This window comes from Candidatus Dactylopiibacterium carminicum, assembly GCF_014736495.1.
In the GTDB taxonomy this organism is placed as follows: Bacteria; Pseudomonadota; Gammaproteobacteria; order Burkholderiales; family Rhodocyclaceae; genus Uliginosibacterium; species Uliginosibacterium carminicum.
Window position 1 is genome coordinate 19163 of record NZ_MDUX01000031.1, and the last position, 20557, is coordinate 39719.

The window sequence follows — 20557 nt, forward strand, 5'->3', positions numbered from 1 at the left end:
CCTTCCCCCTTCTCCCCTCACTGATTCATCAGGCGAACAGCGGATTCGGCTTATTGACGTCAATGCCGTACTTGGCGATGGCCTCGGCCACCTTGGCACGCTCGATCTTGCCATCCTCGGCCAGCGCCGACAGGGCCGCCACGGTCACCCAATGGCGATCCACCTCGAAGTGGGCGCGCAGGGCTTCGCGGGTATCGGAACGGCCAAAGCCGTCGGTCCCCAGCACCACGTAGCGATTCGCCACGTAGGGGCGGATCTGCTCGGCATACAGGCGGATGTAGTCGGTTGCCGCGATGACTGGGCCTTGCGCCCCCTTCAGCTTCGCCGCCACATGGGAGAGGCGCTGAGTTTCCAGCGGATGCAGCATGTTCCAGCGTGCAGCGTCCTGACCGTCACGGGCCAGCTCGTTGAAGCTCGGCGCACCCCAGATGTCAGCTTCGACACCCCAGTCGGCCTTGAGCAGTTCAGCTGCAGCAATCACTTCGCGGAAGATCGTGCCCGACCCCAGCAGTTGCACACGCGGGCCCTTGCTCTTGGCACCTTCGCGGAACTTGTACAGACCCTTGATGATGTCGGCTTCGGCACCTTCCGGCATGGCCGGGTGCTCGTAGTTCTCGTTCATCACCGTGATGTAGTAGTACACATCTTCCTGCTCGGCATACATGCGGCGCAGGCCGTCCTGGAAGATCACCGCGACTTCGTAGGCGAAGGTCGGGTCGTAGCTCACGCAGTTCGGAATGGTATGCGTCAGCGCATGGCTATGGCCGTCTTCATGCTGCAGCCCCTCACCGTTCAGCGTGGTACGACCGGCCGTACCCCCGATCAGGAAGCCACGGGCACGCGAATCGCCAGCCGCCCAGCACAGATCCATGGTGCGCTGCGGTCCGAACATCGAGTAGAAGATGTAGAACGGGATCATCGGCACGCCATGCGCCGAGTAGGCAGTGGCCGCGGCGATCCAGTCTGCCATGGCACCGGCTTCGTTGATGCCATCCTGCAGGACCTGACCGTCCTTCGACTCCTTGTAGAACATGAGCTGGTCATGGTCCTGGGGAATGTACTTCTGACCCTCCTGGTTCCAGATGCCGTACTGGCGGAACATGCCTTCCATGCCGAAGGTACGGGATTCATCCACGACAATGGGCACCACGTGCTTGCCGATCTGTTTGTCCTTCAGGATGGTATTGAAGATGCGTACCAGCGCCATCGTGGAAGAGAACTCGCGGCCTTCACCCGAGGCCTTCAGCTGTGCATCGAAAGCACTCAGGGCAGGCACGGCCAGCGCAGCAGCCTTGCGACGGCGGGCAGGCAGATAGCCACCCAGCGCTGCACGGCGCTCGCGCATGTAGTTCAACTCGGGCGAACCCTCCTCGAACTTGATAAGGGGCATTTTCTCCAGGTCTTCATCGGAGACCGGGATATGGAAGCGATCGCGGAAGGCACGCAGCGCATCCAACGACATCTTCTTCTGCTGGTGGCTGGTGTTCTGCGCTTCGCCGGATTCACCCATGCCGAAACCCTTGACGGTCTTGGCCAGGATCAGCGTCGGCTGCCCCTTGGTTTCAACGGCAGCCTTGTAAGCCGCAAAGACCTTGGTCAGATCGTGACCGCCGCGGTTGAGCTTCCAGATGTCCTCATCGCTCCAGTCGGCGACGAGTTCTTTGAGTTCGGGCGTATTGAAGAAGTGTTCGCGCACCCAGGCGCCGTTCTTCGACTTGTAGGTCTGGTATTCGCCATCGACCACCTCGAGCATGCGTTTCTTCAGCAGCCCCTTGGTGTCACGCGCGAACAGGGCATCCCAGTTCGAGCCCCACAGCAGCTTGATGACATTCCAGCCAGCACCACGGAATTCGGCCTCCAGCTCCTGGATCACGCTGCCGTTGCCGCGCACCGGACCATCCAGGCGTTGCAGGTTACAGTTGATGACGAAGATCAGGTTGTCCAGTTTCTCGCGGGAAGCAAGGCTGATCGCGCCACGCGATTCGACCTCGTCCATCTCGCCGTCGCCCAGGAAGGCCCACACCTTGCGACCTTCGTTGTTCTGGATGCCGCGATCCTGCAGGTACTTCATGAAACGGGCCTGGTAGATGGCCTGCAGCGGCCCCAGGCCCATGGAGACGGTCGGGAACTGCCAGAAATCCGGCATCAGCCAGGGGTGCGGATAGGAAGACAGCCCCTTGCCATTGGTTTCCTGACGGAAGCCGTCCAGTTGTTCTTCGGTCAGCCGCCCCAGCAGGTAGGCACGGGCGTAGATACCGGGAATGGAGTGGCCCTGGAAGAAGATCAGATCGCCTTCCTGGTTTTCGGTAGGCGCCTTCCAGAACCAGTTGAAGCCGACGTCGTACAGCGTGGCGGAGGAAGCGTAGGAAGCAATATGACCGCCGACGTTGGTGTGCTTGTTGGCGCGCACCACCATGGCCATGGCATTCCAGCGCAGATAAGCCTGGATGCGCAATTCGATTTCGGGATCACCGGGGTAGGGCGGCTGATCAGCCGTGGTGATGGTATTTCGGTACAGCGTGTTGCCATTGTGAGGAACCACCACGCCGGCGTCGCGCATCTCTTCGACCAGGCGCTCAACCAGGTAACGCGCGCGCTCGGGGCCTTCCTTGGCCACCACGGCATCGAGGGACTCCAGCCATTCCTGAGTCTCCTGCAGGTCTGTGTCGGCCTGCAGAAGTACATGCGGCACTACTGCCATATTTTTCTCTCCTTACCAGGGGTTTCGGCACCAAAACCAGGCAATCCGGCATGGCACCGGGCGATCAAGGCCAGAAAAAAGGCGGGTCTGTGACGCCGCCTGTCTGGACACTGAACATCGGATTATAAGGCCGCGACAGCCGCATAACTGGCAAAACTACAGCTCCCGGGGGCTCAGAGCCTGATTTTCGCGCGCAACCTCGATGCCCCAATATAAAACATGCCCCAAACCCATGCAATGACAAGGGTGCATCAAATTTCATAACCGCCCCATAAAAAAACCTGACAAATCAGCATGTTGCAGCGCACAAAAATCGACCGTAATGACAAAGCAATAACCGCGAGACATTCATGCACCAAGCCTGTTGCTGCTAGGGAACACCCCGGGCGCAGCAAAGCCGGCACATGCGTGATAATGCGAAATTCAACTGTACACCGTCCATTGCAAGGATGACGCCTCGCCCCACTCCGCGTCCGGGATCCCGCTCCCTGCTGCCAGCCGTCCTTGTCGTCGTGCTGGCTGCGTTCCTTGGCGTCGTCTGGTTCGTCACCCAGGGCGAGCCCCTGCCTGGCACTTATTTCGCGCCGGAACGCTCCAGCGTGGTGGCCGTGGTCGTGCTGGTCAGCACGGCAGCCTGGGGCGTCTGGCTCGCCAGCCAGCAGCGACAGCGCGTAGGGGAGGTGGAAGAAGAACGCGATCTGTTCTTCACGCTGTCACTGGACATCTTCTGCGTGCTCAGCGCGGATGGTCGCTTCGAACGCGTGAATCCCGCGATTCTCAATACGCTCGGCCTGAAACCGGAGAATCTCGTGGAAGGCAGCTCGCTGCTGGATCTGGTGCATGCCGACGATACCCGTCTGGTTTCACGCGGTCTGGCTGCCCTAGAGGCCGGGCACCCGGCACGATTCGAAGTGCGTTGCCGTTGCGGTGACGGCAGTTGGCGCTGGCTCAACTGGAGCGCCACGCCGACACCGGAAGAGGGGCAGATCTACGCGGTAGCCCACGATGTCACTGGACGCAAGCACACCGAAGAAGCTCTGCGGGCGGAATCCGCTTTCCGCACAGCCATGGAAGATTCGGTACTCACCGGCCTGCGCGCCATCGACGCCGAGGGACGCATCATCTACGTCAACCGTGCGTTCTGCGAGCTGGTTGGCTGGCCGCTGGCCGACCTGCTGCACAAACGCCCTCCGTTCCCCTACTGGGACGAATCGGATGCCAGCCAGAACGAAGCCAAGCTCGGCGTCTGCCTCGAAGGCAAAGCCCCCTCCGAAGGCATGGAGCTGCGCATCCGCAGACGCGATGGCAAACGCCGCGATGTGCGCCTGCACGTTTCTCCGCTGATCGACGCGCATGGTGATCAGACCGGCTGGATGACGGCGATGACCGACATCAGGGAACAGAAGCGCGCACGCAACGAACTCCAGGCGGCCAATGAACGTATCACCACAGTGCTTGATGGACTGGATTCACTGGTCTTCGTTACCGACATTGCCAGCAACGAAGTGCTCTATACCAATCTGGCCTGTGCCCACCAGATTGCGCTGGGAGGCGCAAACCCGGTGGTCCCCAACCCCGACCCGGTCGACTACCCCCTGGATCCGGCGACGCTGACCAAGAAGGATCTCCCCTGCGAACTCTTCGACGGTGAGCTTCAGCACCCCAGGACAGGCCAGTGGTTCCATCTGCGCGAACGCGCGCTGCGCTGGGTTGACGGTCGCATCGCCCGCCTGGCCGTGGCCACCGATATCACCGCGATGCGCCGCGCCGAGGAGGTCACGCGCGAACAGGAAGCCAGCCTCGCACGCACCTCGCGGCTGATCACCATGGGTGAAATGGCTTCTACGCTGGCGCACGAGCTGAACCAGCCGCTATCCGCCATCTCGAACTACAGCAAGGGCTGCGTCAATCGCCTGCGCAGCGGTCAATACAAGATCGAGGACATCCTCGGCGCCATGGACAAGGCTGCCACGCAAGCCGCCCGCGCTGGCGAGATCGTGCGCCGGGTGCGCGATTTCGTCCGCAAGAGCGAGCCGCGCCGCAGCATGGTCAGCTTGGCCCAGATCACCGAAGACGCGCTGGGCATCGCGGGCATCGAGGTCCGCCGGCTGGGGGCACGCGTCAGCACCCGGATTCCCCCTGACTTGCCGGAAGTGCTGGCCGACCGCATCATGATTGAGCAGGTGTTGATGAACCTGGTGCGCAACGCGGCCGAAGCCATGCAAGAAGTGCCGATGGAGCAGCGCCAGATCACCATCGGAGCACAATTGCACGAAGACAGCATAGAGATGATGGTTGCCGACCGCGGCTGTGGCATCAGCCCTGAAAACCAGGCCAACCTGTTCTCGCCCTTCTTCACCACCAAGCCCGATGACATGGGCATGGGATTGAACATTTGCCGCTCCATCATCGAATTCCACAAGGGACGCCTGTGGATCGAAGACAATCCGCCCGGCGGCACCATTTTCAGATTCACGCTACCTCTGGAGAACGACCTTGAACCTGAACCACGCGAACAAGACACCAGCCCCGCTTGAACAGCTCGTCTACATCGTCGATGACGATGAGGCGCTGCGCGACTCGCTGATCTGGCTGCTCGAATCCGCCGGCCTCAAGGCTCAGGCCTTCGATTCCGCCGAAACCTTTCTGACGGCCTGGAGCGACAGCATGAGCGGCTGCCTGGTACTGGACATCCGCATGCCTGGTATGAGCGGACTGGAACTGCATGAAAGGCTCAACGCCATGCATTCCACACTGCCGGTGATCTTCATCACTGGTCACGGCGACGTGCCGATGGCGGTCTCGGCCCTGAAGAAGGGCGCGGCCGACTTCATTGAGAAGCCGTTCAACGACTACGACATGATCAATCTGATCCAGAACGCGCTGATCACTGATCGCAAACGCCACGATGCACGCGCCCAGGAAGCCGATGCACAGCGCCGTATCGAAGCGCTCACGCCACGCGAGCGCGAAGTACTGGAACTGATCGTCGCCGGCCGGCTCAACAAGCAGATTGCCGACGATCTAGGCATCAGCATCAAGACCGTGGAAGTACATCGCGCCCGGGTGATGGAAAAGATGGGCGTACACTCGCTGGCCGAACTGGTCCAGCACGTGATGATCACATCCCCGAAGGATGAATAGGGGAAACTCAGTTTCATGCTGCACCGCGCATGCGGCTTTGCATTCAAGCGTAGAACAAGGCGGGGAACTGCAGGCAGTGCAGTAAGCACGGCAATGCGCCCAACACGGTTATGCGTTTGAAGGCAAGGCCGTATCAGGCCGGCGCCAACAGATGCTCGGTTAGTCGTGCCCAGTAGCTGGCTCCAAGCAGCAGGTTCGCATCATTGAAATCGTAATGCGGGTTGTGCAGCGTGCAGCCGCCCTCTCCTGGTCCGTTGCCCAGCCAGACGTAGCATCCCGGCCGATGCTCCAGAAAATGGGAGAAATCCTCCGCCCCCATGCTCGGCCGCAATCCCCAATCCACATGCTCCGCCCCGACCAGCGCACTGGCCACTTCACGGCAAAGACCTGCCTCATGTGGTGTATTCACGGTCGGTGGATAGCCGTCCATGCGCTTGAGCACGATGCCCACGCCGTATGCAGAACCGACACCGGCACAAATTGCATGCATGCGCTCCCAGGTCGCCTCACGCACCTCCGGTCGCAAGGCACGCGTAGTGCCACTCAGCATCGCTCGTGCAGGAATCACGTTGTAGGTATCGCCAGCGCTAAAACAGGTCACTGAAACCACAGCAGCGTCCAGCGGATCGGTATTGCGCGCGCTGATCGTCTGCAGTGCGCCCACCAGGGCTGCGCCTGCAACAACCGGGTCTACGGTCAGATGAGGCATGGCGGCGTGCCCGCCATGCCTTTCCACATTGATGTCGAAGCGGTCGGTACCAGCCATCACGGGGCCTGGCGTGATACCGAAGCGGCCAAATGCCATGCCCGGCCAGTTGTGCATGCCGTAGATCGACTGCACCGGAAAACGCTCGAAGAAGCCATCCGCAATCATCGCCGACGCGCCGCCCCTACCCTCCTCGGCGGGCTGAAATACGAAAACCACAGTGCCGTCGAACTGCCGTGTGGCAGCCAGGTATTCCGCTGCGCCCAGCAGCATGGTGGTGTGCCCATCATGACCGCACGCATGCATGCAGCCTGACGTACGGGAACTATGCTCGAAAGTGTTCGCCTCGGTGATGGGCAGCGCATCCATGTCGGCACGCAGGCCGATCACCCGCTCCGAACGCCCTGCGCGCAGTACGCCGACCACACCTGTACCGCCGATGCCTTCGTGAACTTCCACGCCCCAGCCCGCAAGCAGTCGGGCAACCCGCGCGGCAGTTCGCGTCTCCTCGAAAGCCAGTTCAGGATGGGCGTGAAAATCACGGCGGATCTCGGTGAGCGCCGTCTGTCGTTCGGCAATGGCAGGGATGATCTGCATGTGGGGCGGGGCCTGGAACATCCAGCACAGACAGACAGTCCGCACCAGCCACGGTTCCGGTCTGGAGTTATCACTGCTTGAATCTTACACTCCGGCAGCCATGACCTCCCCACCCAAAGGTTCTCCATTGCAGTCCGCCCCCTGGATGCTTGCGGCCCACTGGCGATGGGGACTGGCCTGCAGCATGGCCGTGGCAGCCACGGCGGGCATGCTGGCGGCCATGGCTCGGCTCACGCATGTCCCCGCACAGCATCCACCCATCCTCGCCAAGTTGCATGCAGCGCAAACAGAACCGCCCCGGATGGCAGCTACAGCGATGCGGGGGAAATCCGCGCCTGTACGGCCCATGCCATTACCTCACGGCACAGCGTCTCCCTCTCCCCCGTTGCCCACAACAGCACCAGCAGTCATCCTGGCGGCACCGCTTCATGACACTACGCGGGCAATCGAAACCACCGTGATGGAAGGCGGTCAGCCCGGTTTGCAAAAAACGGAGCATTCCAGTGCAGGAAAGACCGCTCAGCCGCCCGCAGAAGCGATCCTCGACCATGAAGAAAAAACCATAGCGGGCAATGCTGGACCGCTGACGCTGGCCCAGCATTGCCCGCAGCGGACCAAACCGCTCTTCCCCTCCGTAGCATTGCGCGACGGCATCGACACCGGACGAGTATTGCTGCGCCTGCATCTGGCCGTCGATGGCAGTGTCCACCGAGTGGAAGTACTGGAGGCGTCACCACGCGGCTATTTTGAAGCAGCCAGCGAGGCAGCCACCCTGAAGTGGCGTTGCCTGCCGCCTGCGCAGACAGGGCAGGACAGCGTGCGTGCCCCTATCCATTTCGAAGTGCACTAACCGGGAACCCAACAAAAAGGCAGGGAATACTCCCTGCCCAAGGGTTCCTGCGCAGTTTGCGGATCAGCTTCAGTGAGCCTTGATCGTAGAAGCCAGCAGACCTTTCGGCCCCTGCTTGACCTCGAACTCCACACGTTGCCCTTCTTTCAGCGTGCGGAAGCCAGTCGCGGAAATCTCCGAGAAATGCGCGAACAGATCCTCACCACCACTATCCGGCGTGATAAATCCGAAACCCTTGGCGTCGTTGAACCACTTCACAATACCTGTAGCCATTGCCTTGCCCCCTGAAGCGAAACGGATGCATGCGCCAGAACGGCGCGCCCGCAGGCAGAGCACTACACCCTGACCGCTGCGCGCACGATATGCCTGCGCCTGGGCAAAGGAATATGCCGAACGGGCAAACCGGCCTGTGCCACAAAGGCTTGCCCGAAAGGGCTGATTCTGTCTGAAAAAAAAGTGGCTGAACACACCCGGGCAAACATCCACTGCATCAGAGGCAATGACTGCGCCGGAGCCCGAGTTCATTGCTTCAGCAAGACATCCACCGCCGCTTCGCACAGATCCAGCACATGCTCGAACCCTGCCCCACCGCCATAGTAGGGATCCAGTACTTCCTCTCCTGCATGGCCTGGTACGAAATCGAGAAACAGATGCAAACGCTCGCGCAGCTCGGGCGGGCAGCGATGAGCAAGCCATGTCAGGTGGCCACGATCCATTGCCAGAATGAGATCGAAGCGGTGGAAATCGGCGGTTTCCACCTGGCGCGCGCGCAGTGCCGACAGATCGTAGCCGCGCCGTTTCGCCGCCGTACGGGCGCGTGAGTCCGGCGCCTCGCCAGCGTGGTAGTCGTAAGTGCCCGCCGAATCGAATTCGAAACGATCTTCCAGCCTACGTGCCCTGGCTACATGACGGGCAATGCCCTCGGCAGTGGGGGAGCGACAGATGTTGCCGGTGCAGACGAAGAGGATGCGTTTCATCCAGGAGTGGGGAGTGGGGAGTGGGGAGTGGGCGGAGTATAGCTACTCCCGACTCCCCTCTCCCGGCCTCAGTGGTGATCCGCGCCGAACGCGCGCTGGCGCAGCTTGAAGAGTTCATCACGGGCGGTGGCGGCTTTCTCGAATTCGAGATTCTTCGCGTGTTCCTGCATTTCCTTTTCCAGCTGCTTGATCGCCTTGGCGAGCGCCTTTTCGTCCATCAGCGCGTAATCAGCCCGAGGTTCGGCGGCGGCACGGCCGGTGCGCGGGTTAGCCTCATCGTCGTGGTAGACGCCGTCGATGATGTCCTTGATGCGCTTGTTGACGGATTTCGGCGTGATGCCATGCTCGGCGTTGAAGGCGATCTGCTTGGCACGGCGGCGTTCGGTCTCGTCGATGGCGGCGCGCATCGAGTCGGTCATGCGGTCGGCGTAGAGGATGGCGGTCCCGTTGAGGTGACGCGCCGCACGGCCGATGGTCTGGATCAATGAACGCACTGAACGCAGGAAACCTTCCTTGTCGGCATCCAGGATGGCGACCAGAGACACTTCGGGGATATCCAGCCCCTCGCGCAGCAGGTTAATGCCGATGAGTACGTCGAATTCGCCCAAACGCAGATCGCGGATGATTTCCACACGCTCCACGGTATCGATGTCGCTGTGCAGGTAACGCACGCGCACCCCGTTCTCTCCGAGATAGTCGGTAAGGTCTTCGGCCATGCGCTTGGTGAGCACGGTGATCAGCACACGTTCCTCACGTGCCACACGTTTGCGGATCTCGCCAAGCACGTCGTCGACCTGCGAGATCGCCGGACGCACCTCGATGAGAGGATCAACCAGGCCGGTCGGCCGCACCACCTGCTCCACCACCTGGCCCTGATTCTGTTTTTCATAATCGGCCGGAGTGGCGGAGACGAAGACCGTCTGCGGCATCAGCTTCTCGAACTCGTCGAATTTCAGCGGCCGGTTATCCGCCGCCGAGGGCAGGCGGAAACCGTATTCGACAAGGTTGAGCTTGCGCGCCTGATCTCCCTTGAACATGCCGCCCACCTGCGGAATCGCAACGTGGGATTCATCGACGAACATCAGCGAATCGCGCGGCATATAGTCGATCAGCGTGGGCGGCGGATCACCTGCCAGGCGGCCCGAGAGATGGCGCGAGTAGTTCTCGATGCCCTTGCAGAACCCCAATTCGGAAAGCATCTCAAGATCGAAACGGGTACGCTGTTCGATGCGCTGCGCCTCCACCAGCTTGCCGCTGCGGTGATAAAACTCGATGCGCTCGCGCAGCTCTTCCTTGATGTTGTCGATGGCACGCATCACGGTACTGCGGGGCGTCACGTAGTGGCTGGAAGGAAACACCGTGAAGCGCCCCAGCTTCTGCTTGAGGTGCCCGGTGAACGGATCGAACAATGTGAGGTGTTCGATTTCGTCGTCGAACAGCTCCACGCGCAAGGCCAGCTCGGCACTTTCGGCCGGAAAGATGTCGATCACGTCGCCACGCACACGGAAACAGCCACGCTGGAAATCCACGTCGTTGCGCTCGTACTGCATCCCCACCAGCCTCGCCAGCACATCGCGCTGCGGCATCTTCTCGCCCTCGCGCAGGTGCAGGATCATGCTGTGGTAGTCGACCGGGTCACCGATACCGTAGATGCACGACACGGTGGCCACGATCACCACGTCGCGCCGCTCAAGCAGGCTCTTGGTGGCGGAAAGGCGCATCTGCTCGATGTGCTCGTTGATCGAGCTGTCCTTCTCGATGAAAAGGTCGCGCGAAGGCACGTAAGCCTCGGGCTGGTAGTAGTCGTAATAGGAAACGAAGTACTCCACCGCGTTCTCGGGAAAGAACTCGCGGAATTCGGCGTAGAGCTGCGCGGCCAGCGTCTTGTTCGGCGCCAGCACCAGCGCCGGTCGGCCGCAACGCGCGATCACGTTGGCCATGGTGTAGGTCTTGCCCGAGCCGGTCACCCCGAGCAGGGTCTGGAACATCAGACCGTCGTCGATACCCTCGGTGAGCGCCACAATGGCGCCAGGCTGGTCGCCTGCGGGCGGAAAAGGCTGATGAAGGCGGAAAGGACTGCCTTCAAAGGTGACGATCGTGGGGGAGGCAGGTATGTCGGCCATGATAAAATTCCATGCTTCTCAAGGGCGTGGCCCGTCAACCAGTTCGTCCGGCCAGCCGTTGATTATTCCGCAATTTGCAGGCCGGCGCGATCTGCCGGCGAACATCACCACCGCTGGAGACCCCATGACTTCCTCGCTCTTTGCCGCCGTCGAGATGGCACCCCGTGACCCCATCCTGGGTCTGAACGAAGCCTTCAACGCAGATTCCCGGACCACCAAGGTCAACCTCGGCGTAGGCGTGTACTTCACCGACGAAGGCAAGATTCCGCTGTTGGGCGCAGTGAAGGCTGCCGAGAAGGCCCGCCTGGAAGCCGCGCCGGCCCGTGGCTATCAACCCATCGAAGGCCTGGCCGCCTACAACAAGGCCGTGGGTGAGCTGCTGTTCGGCAAGGATTCCGCTCTGCTCGCAGAGGGCAAGACCATCACCATCGAGGCTTTGGGCGGCACCGGCGCGCTGAAGGTCGGCGCCGACTTCCTCAAGCGCCTGAACCCGGCATCCAAGGTCTACATCTCCGACCCCTCCTGGGAAAACCACCGTGCGCTGTTCGAATCCGCCGGCTTCGTGGTCGAAAACTACCCCTACTACGATGCCACCACCCGCGGCGTGAATTTCGCCGGCATGAAGGCCTGCCTGGGCGCTCTGCCCGCCGGCTCCGTGATCGTGTTGCACGCTTGCTGTCACAATCCGACCGGCGCTGACCTCTCCGACGAACAATGGGCAGAGATCGTCAGCATCAGCAAGGAACGCGGCCTGGTGCCCTTCCTCGACATGGCGTACCAGGGCTTCGCCGAAGGCATCGACGCCGATGCGGTGGCAGTACGCGCCTTCTCGGCCTCCGGCCTGCAGTTCTTCATTTCCAGCTCTTTCTCGAAGTCCTTCTCGCTGTACGGCGAGCGCGTGGGCGCACTGACCATCGTCGCCGCCAGCAAGGAAGAAGCCGGCCGCGTGCTGTCGCAGGTAAAGCGTGTAGTGCGTACCAACTACTCCAACCCGCCGACGCACGGTGGTGCAATCGTCGCAGCGGTACTGGCCTCGGCCGAACTGCGCAAGCAATGGGAGGACGAACTGGCCGGCATGCGCCTGCGCATCCGCGAAATGCGCAAGGCCCTGGTCGAACAGTTGGCCGCAGCAGGCGTGGCGCAGGATTTCTCCTTCGTCCTCAAGCAGCGTGGCATGTTCTCCTACACGGGCCTGACGGCCGCACAGGTGGAGCGCTTGAAGGCCGAATTCCGCGTGTATGCCGTCTCCACCGGCCGCGTCTGCATCGCCGCGCTCAACAGCAAGAATATCGACTACGTGGCCAAGGCCATTGCCACCGTGCTGAAGTAAGCCGCACCAGACACGCAAAGCCAAGGGGCCCGTGAGGGCCCTTTTTTTGTCGCCGGGCCGCCCCAAGACAAAATGCCTCCTCGGGGGGCAGCGAACTCGCGTAGCGGGAGAGCGTGGGGGACTTTTTGTCGCCGGGGGCCTCCCCAAGACAAAAAACGTCCAAAGGGGACCGGGCAAGTACGAAGCGCTTGGCTGAGGGGCTTTTGGGGGCGCCGCGCCGTCCCAAGGTCGTGGCTGCCCGCGCCCGTTCATGCTTCGAACCCTCGGCACGAACGGGGCTATGGCGGCAGGCCGTACACGAATCAAAATCCGTTCGCACGCAGGTATCGAAGTACGGATGGATTTCGCGGGCGATCTCCATCATCGCCACGGCAGTGCGCCATCCCGGTCACTCCGGCAGGCGCGCACGGATATCAGCCAATCCCTGCCAGCCCAGGCGCTCTGCATTGCCACGCGCGTACTGCGCGCTCTCCTCGGCGGTCTGTGCCAGAAAAGTCTCCAGCAGCCGCTCCAGCAGATGCCGCATGGGCAGCATCGGGCCGCAGAACAGCACATCATGACCACGCTGGATCACCAGGGTAGGGAAATTCTCTACATCCAGATCGCCGGCAATCTCGGGCTCATCCTCGATATCCACCCACCGGAAGGCCACACCGGGAAACTTCGTAGCAAGGGAATCAAACCCGGGCCGGTACTCTCGACAGGTACCGCACCACTGCGCGCACAGGCAAGAAACCAGAAATTCACCAGCCGATTCCACGAACACCCTTCCAGAAAGAAAACGAGGCTCCACAGAGCCTCGTGATCCTATCAAACCCGGGCGCCGATGCTCAGCGCGCGATCAAGGTCGGCGCATCCACCTTGCCCGAGAGTTCGAAGTTGCGCGCGCTGCTTTCGCCCCCCGGGAACATCATGGAACCACGCACCCGCCCCTTGAGGGTCGAATCCGGCGCGATCACCACATTGGCCGCACCACGCAGGGCACCGGCCTGGAGATTCTGGAAATCCAGTTGCGCCGGTGCATTGCTCGCGCCCTTGAACTTGCCGCTGAGCAGATCGACGCGCACCAGGCCACCGCCGACCACGCCTGGCGTGCTGCGCCGCATGCCTTCGAGCAGACCAAAGCGGTCGATGCTGCCCGCCTTGAGGGTGTAATTGCCATCCACGGCAAGTGCCCTGGCGAGGGCTTCCAGGCTATCGCCGTTTGCCGTCAGGCGGAATTCCCCACCAAGCACGCCAGTCACCGGCGGCCGGGTATACAAACGCTTCAGCACATCCCTGGCACGCAGGCTTTCCATCTTCAGCTCGCCTTCGAGCCGGAACTGATCATCAGGGATCATGCGCAAGGCACCACTGAAAGCACCACCATCCCCATTGGCTCCGATGCGATCCAGCTCCAGCCGGTCATCGGTGATCTCCCCCTGCGCAGCGATGGAGTCGAAACGGAAGGCTGGCAATACCGGCCAGCTGAAACGTGCGGTCTGCACCAGTACACCGAGTCCACCCTCCGAGCGGGGAGAAAACTCCAGGCTCACGCCAGATTCCATGCTCACCCGGATCAGGTTCAGCGTACCGTTGTCGGAAAACTGCATCTCGCCAGCAGGCAAGGCCAGCGTCTTGGTGCCGAACAGCAGCTTCAAGCCCGTGAAACTCATGCGCGTGACGATGCGCGTAGATGGTCCATCGACCGAGCCCAGACGCGCCAGAGAACTGGGACGCGCCACGATCTCGCCCGCCTCCACACGCACGCGGCTGGTGCGGAATTCAGTGATCCAGTCCGCCCAGTCGGGGCTGACCCAGGCCCGCGACACTTCGATCGGCGTCGCCGTCTGGATCTTCACCTTGTTGAGTTCAACCACGGCACCGCCCTTGAAGGCGTACCCCTGGCTGGCGTACTCGACAGGCAGCCCCAGCCAGGTGTCCTTGTCCGGCGTGGGTGCGGCGTTTGCCGCGCCCATCGAAATCCCCATCAGACCGACGGCAAACATGCGAGTCAGCGTGCGCATCCAGTTCTTCCCTAGCTCTTTGCCTTCAATGGGCACGACAGCCCTCAACTCCCGTTTCCCCCGAATGACCAGGGTTTTTCACCGCTCGGCCGCCCAGGAGAAACGACGTCCTGCAATGCAGACACGATAACAAATCCGCAGAAAACCTTGACACACGTTCGTCGTGTATCTAGAATTCTTCTTCTCAATTCCCCGATAGCTCAGTCGGTAGAGCGCCGGACTGTTAATCCGTAGGTCCCTGGTTCGAGCCCAGGTCGGGGAGCCAAATTCTGAAAGCCAGCACTTCGGTGCTGGCTTTCTGCTTTTCCGCCTTCAGCATGCACGCAATTCCGCGCTACCGGCCGATGCCTGCATACTAGTTGCAGCAACGCGTAACGCCAGCCGTTGATCGTAATGCGCGCGAGGGCACCAGCGGTCTCCGCCCGGCGCCCTCTGCGGACCAGCCCTCGTTTCCTACATGCCCAGATACTGAGGGCCGCTGCCCCCCTCGGGCGGCGTCCAGAGCAGGCTGTACTCGGGGTCGTTGAGTTCGCAGGCCTTGCAGTGCAGGCAGTTCTGCGCGTCGATGCGCACGCTGCCCGCTTCCAGCTCATAGACACCTGCCGGGCAATAGCGCGTCTCCGGCGCGGCAAAACGCACGATGCGCGCGGCTTCCTCCTGCGGCGTGTTGCGCCGTTTCAGATGGGTCGGCTGATCGTGATCGTGGCTGATGTTGGAGAGCATCAGCGAGCCAATGCGGTCGAAGGTCAGCACGTTGTCCGGCCGCAGCGCGGGCCGGGGCGAGAAGCCCTTGGCCGGCTTCATGCCCTGACGCGAGGAGCCGGGATGCGTCAGCGTCCAGGGCATGCGTACGCCCATTGCCAGCAGCCACATCTCGGCGCCACTCAGCATCGAGCCCAATGCAGATCCGCAACGTGACAGCAAGGGTTTCACGTTGCGCGTCTCGCGCAGCTCGCGTCCCACCCAGGAGGCCGACAAGGCCTCGGCGTAGTCGCCCAGTTCATCGTGTTGCCGTCCTTCCGCCAGCGCGGTCGCCACGGCCTCGGCGGCGAGCATGCCGGACTTCATCGCGGTATGGATACCCTTCAGGCGCAGCACGTTCATGAAGCCTGCGGCACAGCCCAGCAAGGCACCACCGGGGAACACCGTGCGCGGCAGCGACTGCAGGCCGCCTTCGCTGATCGATCGTGCGCCGTAGGCGATGCGCTCCCCGCCCTCGAGCAACGCGGCGATACGCGGATGTGTCTTGAGGCGCTGCATTTCCTCGAATGGCGAGAGGTAAGGGTCGCTGTAGCCGAAATGCGTGACCAGCCCCACGGCGATCAGATCCTCGCCATAGTGGTAGACGAAGCCGCCACCGCCGGCCGCCCGGCCCAGCGGCCAGCCCAGCGTGTGGGTCACGGTGCCAGGGCGATGCTTTGCGTGCGGGATGCGCCAGACCTCCTTCACGCCCAGACCGAACTGGCCTTCACCCACGCCAGCGCGCAGGCCGTGGCGCGCCTCGACTTCACGCGTCACCGAGCCGCCCGCGCCCTCGGCGAGCAGGGTGTAGCGCGCGCGGATCTCAATGCCGGGCGTGAAGCGATCGGTCTGCTCGCCAGCACGATTGACGCCCATGTCGCCGGTGATCACGCCCGTCAGCCGCCCCTGCTCGTCGAAGCAGGCCGCCACGGCTCCGAAGCCCGGATACAGCTCCACGCCAAGGGCTTCGGCCTGTTCCGCCAGCCAGCGACACAACTCGCCCAGGCTGCCGACATAGCAGCCCTTGTTGTCGACCTGCGGCGGCAAGCTGAAATGCGGCGCCTTCAGGGCCTGATTACGTGTCAACCAGAGGAATTCGTCCGTTTTCACGGGCATGGTCAATGGCGCGCCCTGGCTACGCCAGTCGGGCAACAGTTCGTCCAGCGCCACGGGATCGATCACGGCGCCGGAAAGCACGTGCGCCCCCACCTGGGCGGCTTTTTCCAGCACGCAGACCGACAGCTCCCGGCCCTGCTGCTGCGCCAGCTGGCGCAGGCGGATCGCGGCGGAAAGGCCGGCTGCACCGGCGCCGACGATCAACACGTCGTATTCGATGATGTCTCGATTCATGGGTCTGCCTTCAAGGAACCGGGGTCAGGACAATGTCGTCGGTGGACGTGGCATTGCCGGTGAAGTCGCGGATATGCCCGATCAACAGAGCGAGCCCTCCGCTGATGTACTTGTCGCGATGATGAATGATGTAGAAGGATCGGCGCAGGTCCAGATCCGGCACGTTGATCGGTACCAGACTGCCGCGCCGGAAAGCGTCACGCAAGGCCAAACGCGAGATGCAGCCCAGCCCGAGGCCCGCCTCCACCGCGCGCTTGATGGCTTCGGTGTGCTCCAGCTCCAGCCGCACGGCCAGACGATGACGATCTTCGCCGAAGGCGTGCTCGACCGCGCTGCGCGTGCCGGAGCCGGGCTCGCGCAGTATCCAGTTGCAGTCCAACACCTCTTCCCGGCTCACTGTCTGGCGCCCGGCCAGCGGATGCCCGGGGGCCGCGAACACCACCAGTTCGTCGCGCAGCCATTGTTCGACTACTACGTCCGGATGCTGGAAATTGCCTTCGACCAGCCCCAGGTCCAGCTCAAAACGGGCTACGGCAGCCACGATGTCGGTCGAGTTGTGCACCGTCAGATGTACACGCGAATCCGGGCGCTGCTGCAGGAAATCCGCCAGGAACAAAGTGGCCAGATAATTGCCGATGGTAAGGCTGGCCCCCAGATTGAGCGGCCCCAACGCGGTCTGTGCGCCCAGGGCGTTTTCCAGCCCGCGCGCGCGGTCCAGGATCTCCATGGCGTGCGGCAGCAGCCAGCGCCCGGTGTCGTTCATGCGCAGGCTCTTGCCGACGCGGTCGAACAGCACCTGGGAATAGGATTTCTCCAGCTCGGCGAGCGCCGTGCTGGTGGCCGACTGGCTGAGTGCCAGGCGCTCGGCCGCGCGGCTGGCCGAGCCGGTCTGCGCCACCGCGACGAAGATCTCAAGTTGCCTGAGCGTGAATTTTATATCAATCCAATTAATAAGCAATATATTTATTTATTTATTATCTATTTTGTAGATATTCTAGCCCGCCTTAGAATCTCGAACAAGCCAACAGAGAGGAAGCAGGATGAAAGTCATCGTAGCCATCAAACGGGTGGTCGATCCGAATGTGCAGGTACGCCCCGATGCCGCCGGCCAGGCGGTAGACCTGTCGGGCGCACGCATGAGCATCAACCCGTTCGACGAAAACGCACTGGAAGAAGCGATCCGCCTCAAGGAGCGCGGCGTCGCCAGCGAAGTCATCGCCGTCTCTTTCGGCGAGACCGGCGTTCAGGAATCCCTGCGCCAGGCGCTGGCGCTGGGCGCCACGCGCGCCATCTGGGGTCAGGTCTCCGGCCCGCTGGATCAACTCGCCGTGGCACGATTGCTGCAGCATCTGGCCGTGCGCGAAGGTGCCTCGCTGGTGCTGCTGGGCAAGCAGGCCATCGACGAGGACGCCGGCCAGACCGCGCAGATGCTCGCCGCCCTGCTCGACTGGACGCAGGCCATCGCCGTCTCCAGGCTGGAAATCGACGGCACGCAATTGAAAGCACAACGTGAAGTGGATGGCGGCGTCGAGGAACTGGAAGCCGATCTGCCGACAGTGATCTCCGCCGACCTGCGCCTGAATGCGCCGCGCTTCGTGAAGTTGCCCGATCTGATGAAGGCCAAGCGCCTACCCATCGAAACGCTGGACTGCGCCGCGCTGGGGCTGGACCTCTCGCCCCGCTTCAAGCTGCAACGCGTAGAAACGCCACCGCCCCGGCCGGCCGGCAGGCCTGTCGGCTCGGTAAGCGAGCTGGTGCAGAAGCTGCGCGAGGAAACGGGGGTGGTCGCATGAGCACGCTCGTCATCGCCGAATTCTCCGCCGCCGGCGTCAGCCGCGCCACGCGCCAGGTCGTCACCGCCGCCCAGCACTGGGGGGCTCCGGTAGATCTGCTGCTCGTCGGCCCCGCCGATACCGCCGCGCACACCCGCATCACCGGCGTGCGCAGCGTGCTGCACGCCGACGCACCGCATCTGGCCCAGCCCGTGGCCGAAGATCTCGCACGCCTGCTCGAAACGCTCGCCGGGGAATATGAAGTCATCCTCGCGCCGCACAACAGCCTGGCGCGCAATGCCCTGCCCCGCCTGGCCGCACGCCGTGGCGTCGGCATGATCAGCGATGCCGTGGCGCTGCTCGGCCCGCGCACCTATCAGCGCCCGCTGTATGCCGGCAATCTGCTGGCCACGGTGGAAAACCAGCCCGGCCTGCAACTGCTTACGGTGCGTGCCTCCCGCTTCGCCATCGCCGGCGATGAAGGTCAGGCGCAGATCCGCACGCTGGAAACCACACCTGCCGACGGACGCAGCCGCGTCACCGGCCGGCACAGTGCCAGCAGCGGCCGCCCCGAACTGGGCAGCGCGCGCGTGGTCGTCTCCGGTGGCCGTTCGCTGGGCAGCGAAGCGCAATTCAATACCGTGCTGGCGCCACTGGCGGACCGTCTCGGTGCCGCGCTGGGCGCCACCCGCGCCGCCGTCGATGCCGGCTACGCGCCGAACGAATGGCAGGTCGGCCAGACCGGCACCATCGTTGCCCCCGATCTCTACATCGCCATCGGCATCTCCGGCGCCGTGCAGCACACCGCCGGCATCAAGGACAGCAAGGTGATCGTGGCCATCAACCAGGATCCCGACGCCCCGATCATGCAGATCGCCGACTACACCCTGACCGCAGACCTGTTCGAAGCCGTGCCCGAACTGGTGCGCCAACTTGCCCCCAAGGATTGAATCATGAGCGTACTTGCCACCGAAACTGTCACCGAAGTCCATCACTGGAACGAAACCCTGTTCAGCTTCAAGACCACGCGCGACCCCGGCCTGCGCTTCGCCAACGGCCAGTTCGTGATGATCGGCCTGGAAACCGAAACCCGCCCGCTGCTGCGCGCCTACAGCATCGCCAGCGCCAACTACGAGGAAAACCTCGAATTCTTCAGCATCAAGGTGCAGAACGGCCCGCTCACCTCGCGCCTGCAACACCTCAAGCCCGGCGACCAGATCTTCGTCAGCCGCAAGCCCACCGGCACGCTGATCATCGACGACCTGAACCCGGGCCGGAACCTCTTCCTGCTCGCCACCGGCACCGGCCTCGCCCCCTTCCTCAGCATCATCAAGGATCCGGAAACCTACGAGCGCTTCGACAAGGTCATCCTCACCCACGGTGTGCGCCACGTCAGTGAGCTGGCCTACACGCAGATCATCCAGGAAGAGCTGCCCAACCATGAATTCCTGGGCGAATACGTGCGCGAGAAGCTGCTCTACTACCCCACGGTCACACGCGAGCCCTTCCGCAACCAGGGCCGCCTCACCACGCTGCTCGACAACGGCAAGCTCTGCGCCGACCTCGGCATTCCCCAGATCGACGGCGCCCACGACCGCGCCATGATCTGCGGCAGCTCGGCCATGCTCAAAGACCTTTCCGACCTGCTCGACGCACGCGGCTTCAAGGTCTCGCCGAACATCGGCGCCCCCGGTGACTACGTGATCGAACGCGCCTTCGTCGAGAAGTAAGTCCCCGCCGTTCGCTGCCTGTCCGATTCTTTCGAATCGACATCATCCCGGCGAAAGCCGGGATCCAAAGGCTTTGGAAGAAAGCACCGGATTCCGGCTCTCGCCGGAATGACGATGGGAGCCGACCGACCGGGGCGGAGCCGCCAAGGGTTCCGCCTCGCATCCTGGGTACAAAGTTGTAATAGACGGGCCGCACGCCGCAAGGCTGCGGCCCTTTTTTCGTGCGCCACACGCAGGGCGTCCCTTCGAACGCACCAGACAAGCATCCGTCATTCGCCCCAAACGCTCCGCAACATTCGACGGGAAAAGCGCCAAGAAGCCGCTGGCGTCACCTTGATGCCCATGGTTTTATTTGTCATGATGAGGCCAGTCACGGAAACGAATTTTTAAATAGTCAAAGACTTGCCATTGCGGGTCGTTTTGACAAATAAACCTTTATTGCCTCGTTTTGAGGTCTACTTCACGTTAGCCATGCTAGAGCCTGTTCACAGTATCCGGAATGTGTTTACATTCTGGAATTTGGGTGTGAG

Annotated in this window: 17 protein-coding genes and 1 tRNA gene; 8 read left to right on the plus strand and 10 right to left on the minus strand. The window is 62.4% G+C overall.

Annotated features, from left to right (window positions below; translation table 11 throughout):
* Positions 1–28: 28 nt before the first annotated feature.
* A complete protein-coding gene (gene aceE, locus BGI27_RS10375; RefSeq protein ID WP_095524798.1) occupies positions 29–2701 on the minus strand; it encodes a pyruvate dehydrogenase (acetyl-transferring), homodimeric type in 2673 nt (890 codons plus the stop codon).
* 449 nt (positions 2702–3150) lie between these two features.
* On the opposite strand from aceE, the gene BGI27_RS10380 reads away from it, so the two are divergent.
* Together BGI27_RS10380 and BGI27_RS10385 are read left to right on the plus strand one after the other, a co-directional pair.
* On the plus strand, positions 3151–5238 hold the full coding sequence (locus BGI27_RS10380) for a PAS domain-containing sensor histidine kinase (RefSeq protein WP_170943007.1): 2088 nt from the start codon (positions 3151–3153) through the stop codon (positions 5236–5238).
* The gene (locus BGI27_RS10385; protein WP_272896538.1) at positions 5198–5845 is read left to right on the plus strand and encodes a response regulator transcription factor; all 648 of its coding nucleotides are present in this window, start codon (positions 5198–5200) and stop codon (positions 5843–5845) included. The genes BGI27_RS10380 and BGI27_RS10385 overlap by 41 nt, the downstream gene beginning before the upstream one ends.
* 133 nt (positions 5846–5978) lie before the next feature.
* Here the strand turns inward: BGI27_RS10385 and BGI27_RS10390 are convergent, their stop codons facing one another.
* A complete protein-coding gene (locus tag BGI27_RS10390) occupies positions 5979–7148 on the minus strand; it encodes a M20 aminoacylase family protein (RefSeq protein ID WP_095524800.1) in 1170 nt (389 codons plus the stop codon).
* A gap of 84 nt (positions 7149–7232) precedes the next feature.
* Positions 7233–7382, minus strand: a complete 150-nt coding sequence (locus BGI27_RS10395; protein ID WP_170943006.1) for a hypothetical protein — start codon at positions 7380–7382, stop codon at positions 7233–7235.
* A gap of 226 nt (positions 7383–7608) precedes the next feature.
* Between BGI27_RS10395 and BGI27_RS10400 the strand changes: the two genes are divergently transcribed.
* The gene (locus tag BGI27_RS10400) at positions 7609–7998 is read left to right on the plus strand and encodes an energy transducer TonB (protein WP_172425482.1); all 390 of its coding nucleotides are present in this window, start codon (positions 7609–7611) and stop codon (positions 7996–7998) included.
* Positions 7999–8067: 69 nt separating this feature from the next.
* Here the strand turns inward: BGI27_RS10400 and BGI27_RS10405 are convergent, their stop codons facing one another.
* The 3 genes from BGI27_RS10405 to uvrB form a co-directional block, all read right to left on the minus strand.
* Positions 8068–8271 (minus strand): cold-shock protein, encoded by a 204-nt coding sequence (locus tag BGI27_RS10405; RefSeq protein WP_095524815.1) that lies wholly within the window; start codon positions 8269–8271, stop codon positions 8068–8070.
* A 248-nt stretch (positions 8272–8519) separates the two neighbouring features.
* Positions 8520–8975 carry a low molecular weight protein-tyrosine-phosphatase gene (locus BGI27_RS10410; RefSeq protein WP_095524802.1) on the minus strand — a complete coding sequence of 152 codons (456 nt, stop codon included), beginning with the start codon at positions 8973–8975 and terminating at the stop codon, positions 8520–8522.
* A 68-nt stretch (positions 8976–9043) separates the two neighbouring features.
* Complete coding sequence (gene uvrB, locus BGI27_RS10415) at positions 9044–11098, minus strand: excinuclease ABC subunit UvrB (protein ID WP_095524803.1); 2055 nt, start codon at positions 11096–11098, stop codon at positions 9044–9046.
* 124 nt (positions 11099–11222) lie between these two features.
* On the opposite strand from uvrB, the gene BGI27_RS10420 reads away from it, so the two are divergent.
* The gene (locus BGI27_RS10420) at positions 11223–12428 is read left to right on the plus strand and encodes an amino acid aminotransferase (protein ID WP_095524804.1); all 1206 of its coding nucleotides are present in this window, start codon (positions 11223–11225) and stop codon (positions 12426–12428) included.
* 388 nt (positions 12429–12816) lie between these two features.
* Here BGI27_RS10420 and BGI27_RS10425 read toward each other — a convergent pair whose 3' ends face one another.
* Both BGI27_RS10425 and BGI27_RS10430 read right to left on the minus strand, forming a co-directional pair.
* Positions 12817–13221, minus strand: a complete 405-nt coding sequence (locus BGI27_RS10425; RefSeq protein ID WP_317984292.1) for a thioredoxin family protein — start codon at positions 13219–13221, stop codon at positions 12817–12819.
* Between the two features lie 37 nt (positions 13222–13258).
* Positions 13259–14434, minus strand: coding sequence for an AsmA family protein (locus BGI27_RS10430; protein ID WP_095524806.1), 1176 nt, complete (start codon positions 14432–14434; stop codon positions 13259–13261).
* A 189-nt stretch (positions 14435–14623) separates the two neighbouring features.
* On the opposite strand from BGI27_RS10430, the gene BGI27_RS10435 reads away from it, so the two are divergent.
* Positions 14624–14699, plus strand: a tRNA-Asn gene (locus tag BGI27_RS10435).
* A gap of 188 nt (positions 14700–14887) precedes the next feature.
* Here the strand turns inward: BGI27_RS10435 and BGI27_RS10440 are convergent.
* Both BGI27_RS10440 and BGI27_RS10445 read right to left on the minus strand, forming a co-directional pair.
* Positions 14888–16525: an electron transfer flavoprotein-ubiquinone oxidoreductase gene (locus tag BGI27_RS10440; RefSeq protein ID WP_095524807.1), complete on the minus strand. Its 1638-nt coding sequence runs from the start codon at positions 16523–16525 to the stop codon at positions 14888–14890.
* A 10-nt stretch (positions 16526–16535) separates the two neighbouring features.
* Complete coding sequence (locus BGI27_RS10445; RefSeq protein ID WP_095524816.1) at positions 16536–17462, minus strand: LysR family transcriptional regulator; 927 nt, start codon at positions 17460–17462, stop codon at positions 16536–16538.
* Positions 17463–17565: 103 nt separating this feature from the next.
* Between BGI27_RS10445 and BGI27_RS10450 the strand changes: the two genes are divergently transcribed.
* The 3 genes from BGI27_RS10450 to BGI27_RS10460 are packed head-to-tail and all read left to right on the plus strand — an operon-like array spanning position 17566 to position 20027.
* Entirely contained in the window at positions 17566–18318 is a 753-nt protein-coding gene (locus BGI27_RS10450; protein WP_095524808.1) for an electron transfer flavoprotein subunit beta/FixA family protein, read from the plus strand.
* Entirely contained in the window at positions 18315–19247 is a 933-nt protein-coding gene (locus tag BGI27_RS10455; protein ID WP_095524809.1) for an electron transfer flavoprotein subunit alpha/FixB family protein, read from the plus strand. Before BGI27_RS10450 ends, BGI27_RS10455 begins: the two co-directional genes overlap by 4 nt.
* A 3-nt stretch (positions 19248–19250) precedes the next feature.
* The gene (locus tag BGI27_RS10460) at positions 19251–20027 is read left to right on the plus strand and encodes a ferredoxin--NADP reductase (protein WP_095524810.1); all 777 of its coding nucleotides are present in this window, start codon (positions 19251–19253) and stop codon (positions 20025–20027) included.
* Positions 20028–20557 lie beyond the last annotated feature (530 nt).